Source organism: Paenibacillus sp. FSL K6-1318, from assembly GCF_037976905.1.
Lineage (GTDB): Bacteria > Bacillota > Bacilli > Paenibacillales > Paenibacillaceae > Paenibacillus > Paenibacillus amylolyticus_A.
Genome location: NZ_CP150270.1, coordinates 3,978,654 through 3,996,262 on the forward strand (window position 1 = coordinate 3,978,654; position 17,609 = coordinate 3,996,262).

Annotated in this window: 16 protein-coding genes and 1 other annotated feature; of the genes, 4 read left to right on the top strand and 12 right to left on the bottom strand. The window is 47.0% G+C overall.

Annotated features, from left to right (window positions below; all coding sequences use genetic code 11):
• Positions 1-14: 14 nt before the first annotated feature.
• The 8 genes from mutS to NYE45_RS17530 all read right to left on the bottom strand — a co-directional run bounded on the left by mutS (position 15) and on the right by NYE45_RS17530 (position 10,772).
• Positions 15-2,819, bottom strand: a complete 2,805-nt coding sequence (mutS, locus tag NYE45_RS17495) for a DNA mismatch repair protein MutS (protein WP_340013407.1) — start codon at positions 2,817-2,819, stop codon at positions 15-17.
• A gap of 207 nt (positions 2,820-3,026) precedes the next feature.
• Positions 3,027-4,277, bottom strand: coding sequence for a hypothetical protein (locus tag NYE45_RS17500; protein WP_340013408.1), 1,251 nt, complete (start codon positions 4,275-4,277; stop codon positions 3,027-3,029).
• Positions 4,278-4,478: 201 nt separating this feature from the next.
• Entirely contained in the window at positions 4,479-5,039 is a 561-nt protein-coding gene (locus NYE45_RS17505; RefSeq protein ID WP_062835006.1) for an outer spore coat protein CotE, read from the bottom strand.
• 75 nt (positions 5,040-5,114) lie between these two features.
• Positions 5,115-6,092, bottom strand: a complete 978-nt coding sequence (locus NYE45_RS17510; RefSeq protein WP_062835007.1) for an aromatic acid exporter family protein — start codon at positions 6,090-6,092, stop codon at positions 5,115-5,117.
• Between the two features lie 348 nt (positions 6,093-6,440).
• The gene (locus NYE45_RS17515; protein ID WP_264928801.1) at positions 6,441-7,232 is read right to left on the bottom strand and encodes an ABC transporter permease; all 792 of its coding nucleotides are present in this window, start codon (positions 7,230-7,232) and stop codon (positions 6,441-6,443) included.
• Positions 7,233-7,270: 38 nt separating this feature from the next.
• Positions 7,271-8,065 (bottom strand): ABC transporter ATP-binding protein, encoded by a 795-nt coding sequence (locus NYE45_RS17520; protein WP_062835008.1) that lies wholly within the window; start codon positions 8,063-8,065, stop codon positions 7,271-7,273.
• 28 nt (positions 8,066-8,093) lie between these two features.
• Positions 8,094-9,098 carry an ABC transporter substrate-binding protein gene (locus tag NYE45_RS17525; RefSeq protein ID WP_340013411.1) on the bottom strand — a complete coding sequence of 335 codons (1,005 nt, stop codon included), beginning with the start codon at positions 9,096-9,098 and terminating at the stop codon, positions 8,094-8,096.
• Positions 9,099-9,257: 159 nt separating this feature from the next.
• The gene (locus NYE45_RS17530; protein WP_340013413.1) at positions 9,258-10,772 is read right to left on the bottom strand and encodes a carboxypeptidase M32; all 1,515 of its coding nucleotides are present in this window, start codon (positions 10,770-10,772) and stop codon (positions 9,258-9,260) included.
• Positions 10,773-10,998: 226 nt separating this feature from the next.
• Between NYE45_RS17530 and NYE45_RS17535 the strand changes: the two genes are divergently transcribed.
• From NYE45_RS17535 to NYE45_RS17550, 4 genes are all read left to right on the top strand, one after another.
• Positions 10,999-11,574, top strand: coding sequence for a carbonic anhydrase (locus NYE45_RS17535; RefSeq protein WP_062835011.1), 576 nt, complete (start codon positions 10,999-11,001; stop codon positions 11,572-11,574).
• 172 nt (positions 11,575-11,746) lie between these two features.
• Complete coding sequence (locus tag NYE45_RS17540) at positions 11,747-12,313, top strand: PadR family transcriptional regulator (RefSeq protein ID WP_253437997.1); 567 nt, start codon at positions 11,747-11,749, stop codon at positions 12,311-12,313.
• 98 nt (positions 12,314-12,411) lie between these two features.
• On the top strand, positions 12,412-12,918 hold the full coding sequence (locus tag NYE45_RS17545) for a hypothetical protein (protein WP_340013414.1): 507 nt from the start codon (positions 12,412-12,414) through the stop codon (positions 12,916-12,918).
• A 5-nt stretch (positions 12,919-12,923) separates the two neighbouring features.
• Positions 12,924-13,202 carry a YxcD family protein gene (locus NYE45_RS17550; protein ID WP_017687903.1) on the top strand — a complete coding sequence of 93 codons (279 nt, stop codon included), beginning with the start codon at positions 12,924-12,926 and terminating at the stop codon, positions 13,200-13,202.
• Between the two features lie 139 nt (positions 13,203-13,341).
• On the opposite strand, the gene tyrS is transcribed toward NYE45_RS17550, so the two are convergent.
• The 4 genes from tyrS to NYE45_RS17570 form a co-directional block, all read right to left on the bottom strand.
• Positions 13,342-14,604, bottom strand: a complete 1,263-nt coding sequence (tyrS, locus tag NYE45_RS17555; protein ID WP_340013416.1) for a tyrosine--tRNA ligase — start codon at positions 14,602-14,604, stop codon at positions 13,342-13,344.
• Positions 14,605-14,720: 116 nt separating this feature from the next.
• Positions 14,721-14,948: a binding site (T-box leader), on the bottom strand.
• A gap of 99 nt (positions 14,949-15,047) precedes the next feature.
• Entirely contained in the window at positions 15,048-15,497 is a 450-nt protein-coding gene (locus NYE45_RS17560) for a DUF4375 domain-containing protein (RefSeq protein ID WP_340013417.1), read from the bottom strand.
• A 19-nt stretch (positions 15,498-15,516) separates the two neighbouring features.
• Positions 15,517-15,960: an Imm63 family immunity protein gene (locus NYE45_RS17565; protein ID WP_340013418.1), complete on the bottom strand. Its 444-nt coding sequence runs from the start codon at positions 15,958-15,960 to the stop codon at positions 15,517-15,519.
• Positions 15,961-16,117: 157 nt separating this feature from the next.
• Positions 16,118-17,587 (bottom strand): YdiU family protein, encoded by a 1,470-nt coding sequence (locus NYE45_RS17570; protein ID WP_340013419.1) that lies wholly within the window; start codon positions 17,585-17,587, stop codon positions 16,118-16,120.
• Between the last annotated feature and the right edge of the window lie 22 nt (positions 17,588-17,609).

Sequence of the window (17,609 nt, forward strand, 5' to 3'; positions counted from 1 at the left end):
CCCCTCCCTTATACTCAGGATAATTGCTGTGCCTTCAATTTGAGATCATTCAATATCTGCATTGCCTGAAGAGGCGTCATATTCATGACGTCGATATCTTTCATCGTACGGATGAATTCTCGCGCTGGTTTATCCACCGCAACTACATCCGCTTTCGTTGCCACACTCGGCTCATCATCTCCAAAGATGGACAGTTGAACCACATCCGATTGGCTCGTACTGGACTGTACTTTGCTGCTGTTTGATTTCTTGGCATGTTGCTTCCCAACCGAATCTTCAATAGAAGATGTGTAATCTGTACTTTCCACAGTCTCATGCTCCCGAATCAATGGTGCTGAATCCGTGTGCTGGAATTCTACACCTTTGACCTTCAGGCCTGCTTCCTGCTTATCATTACCAATATACTCACTACCCACTGCTACCTGCGCAGCGGCATGCTCGAAGCCATGCAACAATCCATTCGCCCGCTCAATAATGCTATCAGGCAGACCTGCAAGGCGTGCACAATAGATACCATAACTGCTGCTGGCTGCCCCGGCAATCAATTTGCGCAGGAAATTAACTTTGTCACCACTCTCCTGTACCGCCATCGAGTAGTTGGCCAGCTTGTCCAGACTCTCCTCCAGATGAGCAAGTTCATGGAAATGAGTTGATACAAGAGCTTTACAGCCGATAATATCATGTACATATTCAATAACAGACTGAGCAATCGCCATACCTTCGCTGGTTGACGTTCCCCGTCCCAATTCATCGATAATGATCAGACTGCGTGGTGTCGCTTTGTCCGTCATGACCTGAATATCCGCCATCTCCACCATGAATGTGCTCTGTCCGCCAATGAGATCATCCGCGGCACCAATCCGTGTGAAAATGCGATCCATGATCGGCACTTCTGCTTGACCCGCAGGCACAAAACAACCTACTTGCGCCAAAATGGAGATTAAAGCGACCTGTCGCATATACGTACTCTTACCAGCCATATTCGGACCGGTAATCAGCAGAATACGTGCCTCTTCCTTGGTCATTGCCGTGTGATTGGCAATAAATGCACCATCTCGCATGACCGCCTCAACGACCGGATGACGTCCTTCTTCTACAACCAGATCATAACCGTCGGTCAACGTAGGCCGTACAAAGTTTCGCTCAGCACTGATCACCGCAAAAGATTGATATACATCTATTTCGGCTACCTGTTCGGCCAGCTTCTGCAATCTTGCAACCTCTTTGTTCAGCCGCTCGCGCAATTCTGCGAACAGTCCATACTCAATATCAACCATTTTGTCCTGAGCTTCGAGAATCAGTGTCTCTTTCTCCTTCAACTCCGGCGTAATATATCGTTCTGCATTGGCAAGTGTCTGTTTACGTTCATAACGTCCCTCTGGCAACGAGGACAGATTGGACTTGGTGATCTCGATATAATAACCAAACACTTTGTTATATCCAATCTTCAGCGATCGAATGCCTGTCGCCTCACGCTCTCGCGCTTCCAGCTCCGCAATCCACTGTTTCCCGTTGACCGAAGCCTCACGCAATTCATCCAGACGTGCATGATACCCTTCACGAATCAGACCTCCGTCCCTTACCGATACCGGCGGCTCATCCACAATGGCTTGCCCGATCGCTTCACGCAGATCATTGCAATCATCCATCGTTTCGGCAATATGCTGCAGTGTTGCAGAGGAAGATCCAGCGCAATGCTGGCGTAGCCCTGGAATTTTCTCGAGCGATGACTTGAGCGCATTCAGATCACGACCATTTGCATTACCAAAAGCAATCCGGCCTACCAAGCGCTCAAGATCATAGATGTCTTTGAGTTCTGCCCGCAGGTCCTCACGCAATATAAACTGGTTGTACAGTGTATCCACGGCTTCCAGACGCTCATTAATCTTCCCTTTTTGCAACAATGGCTTATCGACCCACCGACGCAGCATTCTCGCACCCATGGACGTCTCGGTCCGATCAAGCAACCAGAGCAATGAACCTTTCTTAGAACGCTCACGAACAGTTTCCACTAATTCCAGGTTTCGGCGGGTAAATGGGTCTAAAATCATGTAATGATCGGGCTCATACGTTGAAATCTGTGTTAACTGCCCAAGAGAACGTTTCTGAGTCTCACTCAGATAGGAGAAAAGACGTGCAATACACGCTTGACGTTCAGGCTCCAATCTTGCCCACACAGCCTCGCCAAACTGCTGACGGACCAGATCTTCCTTATTCTTTGTCCACGACGTGTAGACCACAGGGCGACCGATTGGAGATGCCTCGGCTTCTACCGTTTCAAGCAACGCTGCATCCCCTACAAGCTCCGATGGTTCATAGATTCCGATTTCATCCTTGAGCCATTCCTTGGAATAGGGTACTGATGTCACATACAATTCACCTGTTGAAAGATCACAAGCTGCAAGCGCCAGCGTATTTTGATTACCTGTAAGACAGACCATGTAGTTGTTGGACTTGTCCCCTAGCGTCTTTCCCTCCATCACCGTTCCGGGTGTAACCACACGTACAATTTCACGTCGTACCATGCCTTTAGTTACACTTGCATCTTCCATCTGTTCGCATATCGCGACTTTATATCCTTTTTCAATCAGACGCTGTATGTAATTGTCAGCCGAATGATAAGGTACACCGCACATCGGAATTTTGTCATCCGTGCCCCCATTACGTGCGGTCAGCGTGATCTCAAGTTCACGGGAAGCATTAATTGCATCCTCGAAGAACAGTTCATAGAAGTCACCCAGTCTAAAAAATAGAAAAGCATCTTGTGCTTCGGCTTTCACTTGCAAATATTGTTGAATCATTGGCGTATACTGAGCCATGATGAATATCCTCCATCCCGTTCCTATAATGTCAGGAAGAAACGCGCCCTGGAAGGACAATAAGACGGTCAGGCACTGTGTTTGCGCCTCCGCCTTATGTTTTGGCTATTCGCCTTTTCCTTCAAAGGTTGCTGCTCCATATCTTCCGTAGTAGCTTAGTACTCATAAAAGACTTGTTTCTTATTATATCAAAAAAATGTCCGTTCTTCATGAACCTGCCCGAATATTCCAGAGTTTGCGAATATCTCGGCTCTCATCCCAGGTTCTTCCCAGTTTTAATTGAAGGAGTAACGGTGACGCATACCGTTCATAACGTGCATATCCATCCAACCTCTTCAGATCATCTACCAGAGCTGGAATGTGTTCCTTGATCACTTCGCGTTTTCCTTCATAAAAAGCGGTATGAACCTCAGCTTTGGCCAACGGACGCTGCCGTAATTGAGTATACCCGCTCGCGATCAGACCTGCCAAGGCCACAACGCCTTTCGCAACAAGGGGCGACACAAGGAAACTGGGTAACGTACGATACTCAAACCCACCGTAGGATTTCAGGCGAAAATCACCAAGCGCTCCATAACGTGGCCGTCTCCCCGATCCACGCGGGTCTTGAAGAAATGCCAGCGGCAATGCCAGATAATTGTCCAGTGCACGGAGCAGTTCCCCGGTAAGATTCACGCCACTAAAATGAATATGACCGCCCAGAGGTAACCCTCGCTGTGGCATCCCGCCTGCCTGCCAGATGAGTGAGTGATCACTGATGCTGCGAGAGGCCGCTGCGAATGCCCTCATAAGATGAGCCAGTAACTCACGCGGCTCAGAGCTGGGTGCGGGCCGCAATTCGGCAATTGGGTATATGCGCCGGCCACCAATCGTCACGGAATCACAGCCTGCCATTCCTGTGCGTTCGAGAAATCTGGAGGCGGGTACAATTTTGGATTCTGGCATCTGTACCAGAAGAAACTCGGGGTCCATTCCAAGTATGGGAACGGGTCTGTGATTCCACTCCTCATCCAGCAGTTCCTGCTGCTGCTTCCAGCTTTCCCTGTAGGTAGCCGCAAGGTTGGTCACACCTTTCCAGGGGCACGGATCAATTGAAATCACGGCACAACCGCCGTTCCCAGAGGATTCCATCCCAACAGCTCCATGATCCAGTCCTAGCGTATACAGCGTTTTGATCGCAAGCCGTTCAACACGCTTGAACAAGGTTGAACTCGCTTCACGCTCCAACAGACTTTCCTGTGTCCCTCCCATGCCGCTAGTATCCTTACGCTTGATCCGGATCGCCTGCAGGCAGCTTATCTCTACGTCGTAGCGTACACGCAAACCTGGTTCACGTTTGCGCCGATCCTGTAGTGACAATACTTCTATGCCTGCCTGTTTCAACCGTTCTGTCCGTTGAGCAGAGGTCATATTTTCATATCGGCGTAGCGCTTCCTCCGCTTGTTCCATCACATTCATGACGTCCCCCCTCCCAGATCATGCAACTAAAATAAAAATAACCCCGCAATGCGGAGCCTTCCCGTGAAAGGTATTCCAGGCACATTGCGAGGCTCGTTACCACCCATTTTTCAATATTTAAGAAGAAAGAGGGCTTACGCCCTCTTCACCGCGCCTTCTGGCGCATAGGATACCTTAGGTTATCAAATACAGGCGTCAAACTCACAGCTCATCGTCGAGCAGATCGGGGTCGAGATCGTCATAATCTCCATCGCCACTGCCAAAGTCATAATCCTTGTCTTCGTAATCACCGCAACCATCTGTGCAGACCTTCACACAAACTTTAGTCTCGGCAACGAGTTCCACAGCGAATTCCCGTTCTACCCGGATAATTACACTGCTTCCACCTGCTGATACTGTGGCTTCCACACAACTAGGTTCCTGCGTTGCATCCGCAGACACCTCTACTGTGGAAGTCCGGTGTTTCGGGTCCAAATAGGACAAAGGCACATGTTCTACATACGACACCGTTTCTTTGGCTACATCCGTCTGCGAATTCTTGTCATAGGAATACCAAATGTTGATATCGTAAGTACCAATAACTTCAATTCCGTCACCCGCTGATACGGCTTCATATTGGTGGTTGATAATCCAAGCCCCCAGAATACTTGTCGGACCATTTGGCGGAGTCACGGTATGTGTTACGGTAGAGAACTTACGACCTTTGCCGCAGATCGCCTTCGTGATAATCTCTCTACATTGATGTTTATGACTCAATGACATCTTTAAACCTCCTCCATACAATCATTCACTACAAGTGTATGCAGGGCATTCGTCTAGGGTGACAACTATTTTCTATTATTCGTTTGTAGATTGGGACCGGTCCGAGATTGGGGACGGCGCTTTGTCCTTCTTCGCGACTTTCAGATACAGCGCGAGTTCACGGCACAGCTGGAGAATTGCGGAGCGAATCTCGAATTCTTCCCTTGTATCCGGCAACTCCATACGTCTGAATTCTTCTTGCACATCCGCAAGAAGTTTTTCAGTTCGTCCGGTGTAAGATTCAGTAAGCACATCCTGACTAAGCTGATCGAACAGCTCCGATACCATTTCCGCATGTGGCATCTTCTCATAGATCTGGGACACCAGATGCATCATGTGCTGGATGGAGTCCAGCTGCGTTTTGCGCATATAGAAGTAGACACTCCATTCCTCATTCGGATGAATCACCTGATTCTCCAGAGAACGCTTCGCTGCTTCGATGCCGCCCAGAATCGCTTTATCTGCTTCAATCAATTCTCTCCCTGCCCATGCTTCATTAGGATTACGCAGCGTCGCCGCAAATTCTTTGAAGATCTTCGAGAAAAGTTCATCGATTCGTTTGCGGATGCGCAGCATTTGTGGATCGGCTGCCGGCATATAAGCCAAGTTAACTGCCATTGCTGAACCAAGACCAATCAGCAGCAAAGCAATTTGCACGAGAATGACATGAATGTCCATCTCCCCACCGCCAAACACCCGAAACACCACGACTGAACCTGTTACAATGCCTTCCTTGAAGCCTACCCGAACAATTACCGGGAATGCGATCAATATGTATACTGCCAGCACCCAATAATGGAAGCCTAGAAAGTGAAAAAGTACACTTGCAAATAGAAGTCCAACTACTGAAGCAAAGAACCGCGCCGATATGGTGCGAATACTTCGTTTTCTTGTCACATCCACGCCAAGAATGGCAAGCAATCCCGCTGATGTTGGTCCCGGCAGGCGGCACCAATCCGCAATCAATACGGCCATTAATGCGGCAATTGCGGTTTTAATTACCCTAAAACCCATTTAACATTCCATCTCCTCTAAGCTGCAAAAAAGTTCTTAGCCAACTCGTCGCCTCATTCATTTATCATAACTAGTATGACTCATCCAACCGTAAACTAGACGACATCAACCGACATGCGCATGCATGCCGGTCACAGCAACACGCCCCGAATGAGGGACGCTGGCAAGTTAGATCGTTGCGACAGAACCTCAAGGCCCTCTTCTCCAATCATCGCATTCATTCCGGATCTGCGCGGAATATTCATACTAAATATGGTACTTGATTTTACGGTATCGGGCAACGTGACACCCCTTGTGAAATTGTATACATATTATAAACGTTCATAATACGAATAAAACACGGCCAAATCACCTGCGCCCAGCCAGCAATTTGCGCTCTGCATAGACGACAAGTTGATACATGGCTGTTGCAACTGCAGCAATAATTAACAGACTCGATAATACGAGCGTGAAGTTGAACACCTGGAATCCGTAAATAATCAGATACCCAAGCCCCTGTTTGGCGACCAGAAACTCACCCACGATTACACCTACCCAGGCCATACCTACGTTAACTTTCAAGGTTGATACAATCGCCGGAAAAGAAGCTGGCAACACGACTTTCGTAAAAATCTCGGAACGGTCTCCACCAAACGTACGAATGACTTTAATATAATTGGGATCGACTTCATTAAAACTGTTATACACGACTAACGTCGTGATAATGACCGTAATGGACAACGTGGTCATGACAATCGCTGTAAAACCCGCGCCGAACATAACGATAAAGATCGGGCCGAGAGCTACCTTTGGCATACTGTTGAACACAACCATGTAGGGGTCCAGCACTTTGGACAAAAAAGGAGACCACCAAATTAATACCGCAAGCAAGGTTCCCACCAGTGTTCCCAGCAAAAAACCAACTGCCGTTTCCCCTACGGTAACTCCTACATGTGCCCACAACTGACCGCTGGCGATGTCTTTACCGATCTGAGCAAAAATTTTACTTGGATAACTGAATAACAGTACATCAATCCAACGGAGTCTGCCCGCCAGTTCCCACAGCAAAAACATAGATACCAGCATGGATAACTGTACAGCAAGCACTTGATGTCGCCATCTGGCCACCTGCTGAATATGATTCCGATGCAGCTGCCCCATCCACTCGTCACGCTTTTCCTGCTTCGGATTCGTTTGATTCACGCGTCTCTCTCACCTCCCCCGGACTGGTCCAGTTCGCTCCATAACGCCTGAAACAGCTCATTGAATCCTTCTTGCTCCCTGGCGTGAAACGGCTGAGATTTGCGAATTCCATCGGGAATGATAAATTCACGACGAATACGACCCGGATTGCGATCCAGTACAATGACGCGGTCGCTGACCGCAATGGCTTCAGACAAGTCATGTGTGACGAGTACAGAGGTTTTGCCAAACTCTTTTAACGTATCCGAAACCAGATCTTCCAGTTGCAGCTTGGTTTGATAATCGAGTGCCGAGAACGGTTCATCCAACAATAAAATTCCCGGATCGGTTGCCAGCGTACGCACCAGGGCCACCCGCTGTCTCATCCCCCCTGAAAGCTCTGAAGGGTACTGATTCTCTGTCCCAGCCAAGCCCATACTTATCAGCAGTTCCCGTACACGTTCACGGCTGCGCTCATCCAGTCTGCCTGTCAATTCAAGTCCGATCAATGCATTATCCAGAATGGTCCGCCACGGAAACAGATAGTCCTGTTGAAGCATATAACCAATCTGTGCGGAGGGGCCGCCTACGAGCTTGCCTTTAATCTTGACCTCTCCTTGAGTAGGTGTGAGCAGACCGGCGATGATCGACAACAGTGTCGTTTTACCGCATCCGCTCGGTCCAACCAGACTGACGAACTCCCCTTTTTGGATCTCAAGACTCAAATCTTCAATCACCAATGAAGCTTCCCGCTCGCTCACGTAGACTTGAGAGATCCCTTCCAGTCGGATCACACTTTCGGATTCAGGCATTCTGCTCACTTCCTTTCCTGAATACCCATTACTTTGATTTCGTAGCTTCATCCGCAAAGGCATTATCCACAATTGCATTCATATCCACGCGTTCTTTCAGCTCGCCAGCGGCACTCATGACATCAAGCAAATTGTTCCACTCTTCCTCATCAATGATCGGGTCCGTTGCATAGCTGCCCTGTTCCTTATAACGGTTCACACTGCTGACCAAAATGGCTGGATCGATGTCTTTGAAGAAAGGAGTAATGACTTCAGCAATCTCTTCAGCCGTATGGGAATCCACCCATGCTTGCGCTTTGTGCAGACCGTTCGTAAACTTCTGTACGATATCCTTATTGTCGTTAAGATAGCTCTGTTTCGTCATGAAGACGGTGTAAGGCAGAAGACCACTTTCTGTTCCAAAAGATGCAACAACCTTGCCCCGACCTTCTTGTTCAAAGATGGATGCCTGGGGTTCAAACAATTGAACATAATCTCCCGTGCCTGAGGCGAAAGCAGACGCAATGTTAGCAAAGTCCACATTCTGAATCAGCTCCAGATCACTTTGCGGATCAATGCCATGTTTGTTGAGTGCGAACTCCCCTGCCATTTGTGGCATGCCGCCTTTACGCTGGCCGAGAAATGTGGAATCCCTCAGTTGCTCCCAATCGAAGCTGCCTTCCGGGTTGCGTGCGAACAGGAAAGTACCATCCGTCTGGGTGAGCTGAGCAAAGTTAATGACTGGATCTTCCGCTCCCTGCTGATAAACGTATATGGACGTCTCTGCACCTACCAACGCAATGTCCACTGAACCGGCGAGCAATGCCGCCATCGTTTTGTCACCGCCAGCAGTCGTCTGAATCTCCACCTCAAGTCCCTGCTCCTCAAAAAAACCTTGAGCCACGGCCACATACTCCGGTGCGTAAAATACCGAACGAGTCACTTCGCCAATCGTAATCTTGGCTTCATTGTCTTCCTTATTACAGCTGGTGAGTGCCACAATGATAATCAGCAGAATAACGATGCCCCGGACGAACCATGGCGTGTATTTCATGTTGTTTCCCTCCTTCACTGGTTTCAGCAGTTTCTCTCTATTATGGATATGCTGATGCCCAACAAAAGGTTAAGAACTTGAATGCAAAAAAGAGCCGGGCAATGATGCCCGACTCTTCAGCTCTTCGAAATGCTATTGTAATACGCTGTTTAAGCGATATTACAGCTTGTAAATCTCCGCATATTTAGCTTCCAGATAATCGGCTAGATAATCCGGATTCAATTCTTCACCCGTTACGGCAACAATCAATTCGGAAGGTGTGCGACTTTTGCCATATCGATAGATTTTGTCTGTAAGCCATTCCTTAATCGGAATCAGATTCCCTTCGGTAATATGGGTATCAAACTCCGGCATTTCCTTGCGCAATGTATGTAGAATTTGAGCTGCATACATATTACCCAGAGAATACGATGCAAAGTAACCGAAGTCGCCACCGGACCAGTGAACATCCTGAAGAACACCGTCTCCATCATTTGTTGGCATAATACCGAGGTATTCCTTGTATTTTGCATTCCAGGTTTCCGGCAGGTCCTTCACTTCCAAGCCATCGTTGAACAACATTTTCTCGATCTCATAACGGATAATAATGTGCAGGTTATAGGTCAGTTCATCGGCTTCAATCCGAATAAGTGAACTCTCCACCCGGTTGATTGCACGATAGAAATCTTCCAGTGCAACCTCGCTCAGTTGCGGGAAATGCTGCTGCAAATCTTTGTAATAGCGTGTCCAGAACGGCAGACTGCGACCAATCATATTTTCCCAAAGACGGGACTGGGATTCATGAATACCCATGGACGTTCCTTCTGCAAGAAGGGTACCCGCCAGACTGTCATCAATATTTTGCTCATACAGGGCATGTCCGCCCTCATGCAGTGAACTGAAGACTGCGCTTGCTACATCATCCTGCAAATAATGTGTGGTGATCCGCACATCACCCGGGTTAAGGCCCGTTGCAAAAGGATGAACACTCTCGTCCAATCGTCCAGCTTCAAAGTCATAGCCCATCTGTTGCAGGATGAACAGACTGAACTTTTCCTGCTGTTCAGTGTCAAACAACTGATTCAGGAACTCTGTATTGGGCTTGTTTTCTGAAGCATTGATTTTCTCTTGCAGAGGCACCAAACGTGCTTTGAGGCGGGCAAATACAGCATCTACTTTCTCAACGGTCAGATCCGGCTCATACATATCAAGCAACGTATCATAACGCGTATCCTTCACACCCCAATAATCAATAAACTCCTGTTTGAGCTTAACGATATCTGTCAGATAAGGTGAGAAGCCTGCGAAATCGCTGTTATGCTTGGCATCTTCCCATGCTGTTTCGGACTTAGCCGTGAGCACGGTATACGCTTGTACTTTCTCAGGTGGTACGGACTGACTGCGATCATATTCTTTCTTGCAATCCTCAACCAAACGACGATCTATATCTTCGAGTTGTTCCAATACTGCTGGAGTAGTTAATGCATCCAGGTACGTCTTCATGTCAGCAGAAGTTTGCAGCTTGAATGCCTCGGTGGACAACATACCTAGCGTCTCTGATCGAGTTGGAACGCCTTTTTTCGGCGCACCTGTGCGCAGATCCCAGTGAAGCAAACCAATGGCTTCATGATAGCTCTTAATTTTACGAGCCAAATTACGGAAGGATTCCAAATGTTCTAGTGTTTGTTTATCCATTGTTATCGTTCACCTCTTCAAAAAAAATGTTATACCCTATTGATGATACTTTTCCCATTGCGTATAATCAACTTTTAACAGAGGCAATTTGCATTATTCTCCTAAAAAGGTTGGAGTAATGTGATTTGCTGACCGTGATATACTAATAAAGCAAAGGCGCGTAGGACAAGCTGCATCAAATGCAAGTGGCCGTGCTCGTCGTATTGGATAACAGGAGGCAATGGACATGAACAACATTCAAGAGATTTTGGCTTACAACAAATCATTTGTCGAGACTAAAGAATACGAAAAGTATACGGCTGGCAAGTTTCCAACCAAAAAGATGGTTATCATCACTTGTATGGATACACGTTTGGTGGAAATGCTGCCCAAGGCCATGAATCTGAAGAACGGTGATGTGAAAATCATCAAAAACGCTGGCGCGATTATCTCTCAGCCTTTCGGTAGTGTAATGCGTAGTGTGCTTGTCGCCATCTATGAACTGGGTGCAGATGAAGTTCTGGTTGTTGGACATACGGAATGTGGTATGGCTTCCCTTCACGCAGAGACCATGATTGGACATATGGTTGAGCGTGGTGTATCGGAAGAAGTCATGACAACCCTGGAGAATTCTGGAATCCGTTTACAAAAGTGGTTGCGCGGGTTTGACAGCGTCGAAGAAGGGGTAAAACATACTGTGGAAGTGATCAAGAAGCATCCTCTACTTCCTCCCAATGTACCCGTCCACGGCATGGTTATCGATTCTGCTACAGGTGAGCTTGATCTTGTCGCTGAGGGGTATGGACAACAGGCATCTCTCTAAATGGTTTGGAGTGCGGACCTTATGGTTCGCACTTTTTTTGTCTAAATTGAGGCAGTTGTTCTGTCAGGTTGTCAAACCATACAGTTTCAGTGTACACTTTTATGAAAGCGGTCAAAGAAAGCAAATTTGTTTATTTTCTCTGACCCAGCCCTAATATTAAGGAGACATGTGCATGAACATACTTTCCTACGGATTGCTCGGGCTGCTTACCCGCGAGGAGTCATCGGGCTATGATCTGATGCTGAAGATTCAGCCGCATTGGCAGGCGAAGCACAGCCAGATCTACCCGCTCCTGTCCAAGATGGAAAACGATGAGTTATTGGCCTCCCGCTGGGTACAGCAGTCTGACAAACCGGACAAGAAAATGTACGCAGTTACGGAAAAAGGCATTGAAAAGCTCTTGGAATGGATGATTACTCCTGTTACCGCGCCCGTTACACGCGATGAATTTAATTTGCGTATCTTGTGTGTTGGCATTGCGGAAGATGGAAGCATGAGACGCATTCTAAATGAGCGTAAAAGCTGGTTTATGGAACGCATTCGTTATTTCGAGGATTTGAAATCACGTATACCTCTGGATAATCTTCGTGTAGGCAACCGAGATTTTGGAAGCTACATCCTGGTACAAAAAGGGTTAATGCATGCGCAAACAGGCCTGGAATGGTGTCATTGGGTTACCCAATTGCTTGATGGCCAAGCTGCAATTCAAGACCCAAGTCCAAGCGTTTCAGAAATTTAATAAAATTTGAAACGTTCCTGCAAGTTGACCGTATTACATGAGTAAGGCCCATTTTTGGGCGATTCAAACAAATTAATCGGGGGGTTACGATCTTTACAATGAAGAAAAAATTTGGAGTTAAACATCTAATGATGGTATTTATGGCCTTTACATTATTGTTCGCAACAGTGGGAGTAACGAATCCGGATTCTGCGGATGCAAGACGTGGTGGCGGATTCAAATCCGGTACGAAAAGTTATACTAACACACCTAAGAAATCCGACTCCAACAGTAACGTGAATCAATCCAATTCCGGTACTAACTCCGGTACTGGTGCAGCTGCAACTCGTGGTGGTGGATTCTTCGGCGGTGGCGGCGGCTTCATGAAAGGCATGATGCTTGGTGGTCTTGCTGGTATGATGTTTGGTGGATTGTTCGGTGGCATGGGCGCCCTGGGTAACATCCTTGGATTGCTCGTAAACGTTGCCGCAATTATGTTGATTGTTATGCTGGCTATGGCACTCTTCAGAGCCATCTCCAACCGTCGTAAACCTGCAGCGGATGGCCGTTATGACCGTCGCAATGATGATCGTGATGATGACCGTAACAGAAACGGACGGTACTAATCTCTATGGTTCTGAGCATGGATGAAATTGTGAATGCAATCTGTATTCATATGGCAGAACGTAAGGGTGTACGTCCAACCGATGTGAACGTAGAACTGAGCTGGGAAGAAGATACAGGTTATTCCGCTGAAGTTTGGATTCAAGGCCGCAGTCAATATCTGGTGGAGTCCAATATGATTGAAGCGATTCTTCGCTACCTGCACAGTGAATACAACATTCGGGCGTACCGTGAGAACGTGCGACTTGATCTGGATGAAGAGATCACAGCCATCGTTAATCAATAATATAGGTCAAGCAATAACGTTATACAAAAGACCGTCTCCGCTCTGTCGCTTGACAGAGATGGAAGACGGTCTTTTTGCTTCTGTATACGTGTGTGGTGTAGTCTGAAACGTTTCCGTATTTCGTTCTAATACTCAGACACTATGATTGGAGTTTAACCAGGCTGTAGTTCTTTTTACCTTTACGGATAATGATGAATTTACCGCCAATGGCATGCTCTGCCGACACCGTGAATTCAAGCTCCGTGATTTTCTCACCATTCATGGAAATTGCACCTTTGGTGACATCCTCACGCGCCTGGCGCTTCGATGGCTCCAGACCCAGATCCACGAGCCAGTCCACGATATTTTTCGCTTCGCCATCCGTTTCAAATGTTGGCATTTCCTTGAAACCCTGCTCGATTTCATCTGCTGTCAGGGAACGGATATCACCACTGAACAGCGCCGCTGTAATACGCTTAGCCTGTTCGAGCATTTCTTCGCCGTGAACGAATTTTGTCATTTCTTCCGCGAGTGCCTTCTGTGCTTCACGTTTATGTGGCTCTGTCTCTACCTTTTCAGCCAAAGCTTCAATTTCTTCTTTGCTCAGGAAGGTAAAGTATTTCAAGTATTTAATGACATCACGGTCATCTGTATTAGCCCAGAACTGGTAGAACTCAAATGGTGTCGTTTTGTTCGGATCAAGCCAGATTGCGCCGCCAGCTGTTTTACCGAATTTGGTTCCATCGGATTTGAGCATCAGCGGAATGGTCAGACCGTACGCTTTCGCTTCAGATCCTTCTTTTTTGCGGATCAAGTCGAGACCGCTCGTGATATTACCCCATTGATCAGAACCGCCGATTTGAAGCTGTACATCCTCGTTCTGGAACAGGTGCAAGTAGTCGAGTGATTGAAGAATCTGGTAGGAAAACTCGGTGAACGAGATTCCGCCTTCCAGTCTGCTCGCAACGACATCCTTGGCCAGCATCGTGTTGAGGTTAAAGTTTTTGCCATAGTCACGCAAGAATTCGATGACATTGATTTTGTGTGTCCAATCGTAGTTGTTCACCATACGGACCTGATTATCACCTTCAGTTACGAAGAGTTTCTTCATCTGTGCTGTCAGTGCATCCACATTCTCCTGCACCTGCTCCATTGTTTGCAAAGAACGCTCTGCCTGGCGTCCACTTGGATCACCAATCGTACCTGTAGCTCCACCAATCAGAATGACTGGACGATGTCCTGCCAGTTGAAAACGTTTGAGCATCATGAATGGAATGAGATGTCCGATATGCATGCTATCCCCCGTAGGGTCAACGCCGCAGTACAAGGAAACGGATTTCGTTTCAGTCAACTCACGCAGTCCCTCTGCATCTGTCTGCTGGTTAATGGCGTCACGCCACTGTAGTTCATCAATAATATTCATTCGTATAACCCCTTTTCTATCCTCAAGATTCAGTCATGATCTACGTTAAATTACAAAATTACACGCTGGAACGGCTTTTTTGGACACAAAAAAATCGCCTCCTTGTCTTCATTAGACACAGGGACGATTATCATAACCGTGGTACCACCCAAATTGCATGGACAACACGTGACCTTAACACGCTATCCATACCACTTTTGGCAATATATCGTTTGCCCTTCCGCTTGGCATTACCCAAGTACTCCAGAGTGTAATTCGCAGCCCTTGTATGTATCAGGTTCCATCAACCCCTGACTTTCTGTAACAGGGACAAAGCCGCTACTGCGCTCTATCAACGTGATTCATGTATTCAATTTATAGCAAGTATAGCCGAACGTTTGAGTCATTGCAAGGCCAAGTATGCAATCTTTCAACAGAGCTATGGATGCATAGTTAAAACCAGCTTATATAGTCATCATGTTCAATTTTCCGTGATAATAACCATAGGCCTTCTCCGCGATCTGATCCTCATTGCTCCAAAATTGCTGATCCAACGTATCTAAATGCTGCTCTTGTTCCGGTGTCAGAAATTTAGGAATATCCCACAGTTCAGTAAGCCGTTCATCCTCTTCCAGGTGCTCAATGCAGCCGTATGCTGATGTTACAATCTCCAACACTTGAGTCGCACCAATGGTATGTAATGCCCGTAACGCGTAACGGTATACCTCTTCCCCCCAGTTACAGAAAAACTGAATAAAACCACCATTAAAGACATCCGCCTCTAACAGCCATAAAGCAGCAATGTCCTGCTCGTTCGAAGTCAACGAAGCCCAGCCCTGTTCAGATTCATTCTTTTTTTCGACAAATAACACAGCATAGTCATACCATACATCATTAATATCTTGCTCGCTCACGTAACACACCTCATTTTATTTATTTCATGCCCTCTAACTCCTGACGTTTACCCGTCTGATGCCAATGTAAATACGGATCACCGATCTGCTGGAAGGCTTCCTGAGCACCCCTGTTTAGTTCCGTCATCACTTCATTTGTGTCGTTCAAATGCGTCTGTTTATTATCCACGCCATATCTTTCCAACAACCCCACATGCGTCGCGGTGAAAATAATATCCTCCAGCAGCCAATAGATGACCTCATCTGGCTGTTTCACCCGTTTCTCTAACGAGACGAGACCACGTTCGTATATTCGAACGATATACGTATCTTTTCCACACTCTACATAGGGGACACCATCCGATTTAAAGTTCTCAAACATACGGTTAACATAGTTCTGCATCTGTTCCCTACGGAAAGCTGTTCGCTCTAACAACTCTAAAAGGATCTCTGCCAGTTGTTGTTTGCTTAACATGTTGGACATCACCACACCTGCCAATATCAGTAAATCACTTCTTCTCTAATTATTACATGACAATCTCCGAATTCAATGCCAATGTTGGATATTAACGTCGATAACAGTGTGAAAAAATGAAAAAGCTGCCCAAGGCAGCCTCTTCTTCTTCTTTCATACTGTTCAATCAGGTCCCACAAAAAGTCTGATACGAAGTATTACATTGTGCTGGTAGTTCAGCATATTCAGCCTGTTCAGGTGAATGCTTGAATGGATCTGAAAGAACAGCCAAAAGCTTCTCCATCACGCTAAGATCTCCATGATTCTCTGCTCGCTCAAGCGCTTCTTCGACCCGATGATTGCGAGGAATGACGGCTGGATTGCTTGTTCTCATCAACTGCTTAGAGACTTCCTTCTCCCCTTGCTGACTATCCAATCTTGATTGCCAACGCGCATGCCATTCAGCAAATTCTGTCGTGCCAGACAACGTTGTCCCTTCCAACGTATCAAAGGTCAATGCCAGGAACGTATTTGTATAATCTGCTCCATGCTTCTCCATGAGTTCAAGAAGGTCCTTGATCAGGGCTTCATCTTCGGCCTCTTCATCTAACAAGCCCAGTTTGGAACGCATGCCCTTGAGCCAATGATAATGGTACAATTCAGAAAATTGCGCGATAGCATCCTGAGCGATTTGCACGGCCTGTTCTTCGTCTTCATGCAGCAGAGGTATAAGTGTCTCGGCAAAACGTGCCAAATTCCATCCACCAATATATGGTTGATTCCCATAAGCATAACGACCTTGTTTGTCAATAGAGCTAAATACGGTTGAAGGATTATAAGCATCCATAAAGGCACATGGCCCGTAATCAATAGTTTCTCCACTAATCGCCATATTGTCCGTGTTCATCACGCCATGAATGAAACCAACACGCTGCCACTGAGCTACGAGTGCCGCCTGCCGCTTAATTACTTCCTGAAGGAGCAGAAGATAGCGATTTTCCGCTTGAGCGACATCAGGAAAATGTCGATGTAACGTGTAATCAGCCAACGCCCGAAGATCATCAATAGACCCCCATCTGGCTGCGTACTGAAAGGTTGCTACTCGGATGTGACTGGAAGCCACACGGGTCAAGATAGCCCCAGGCCGTTCTGTTTCGCGAATAATGTTTTCTCCTGTTGATACCACAGCCAGACTGCGTGTCGTTGGGATACCCAGTGCATACATTGCCTCACTAATGATGTACTCACGCAACATGGGTCCAACAGCAGCTCGTCCATCCCCTCCACGGGAGTACGGTGTTCTACCTGAACCTTTCAGCTGGATATCCACTCGCTCGCCTTGTGGCGTAATCTGTTCTCCCAGCAGCAAAGCCCGTCCATCACCAAGCATGTTAAAATTGCCGAATTGATGTCCTGCATAAGCCTGCGCCAGAGGCTCGGCTCCTTCCGGAATCGAATTACCTGCAAAAATTTTTGCTCCTTCATCACTGTCAAGAGACTCCACATCCAGTCCTAAGCTGGATGCAAGCAGTCTATTGAAAATGATCAGCTTCGGTGATTCAACCGGAACCGCACCCTGACTTGTAAAAAAGGGTTGCGGTAGCTGCGCATAACTATTGTCCAAATTCCAGCCTTTGTTCAATGTTTCTTGTTGCATGGTGATCACAACTCCTTTTCTG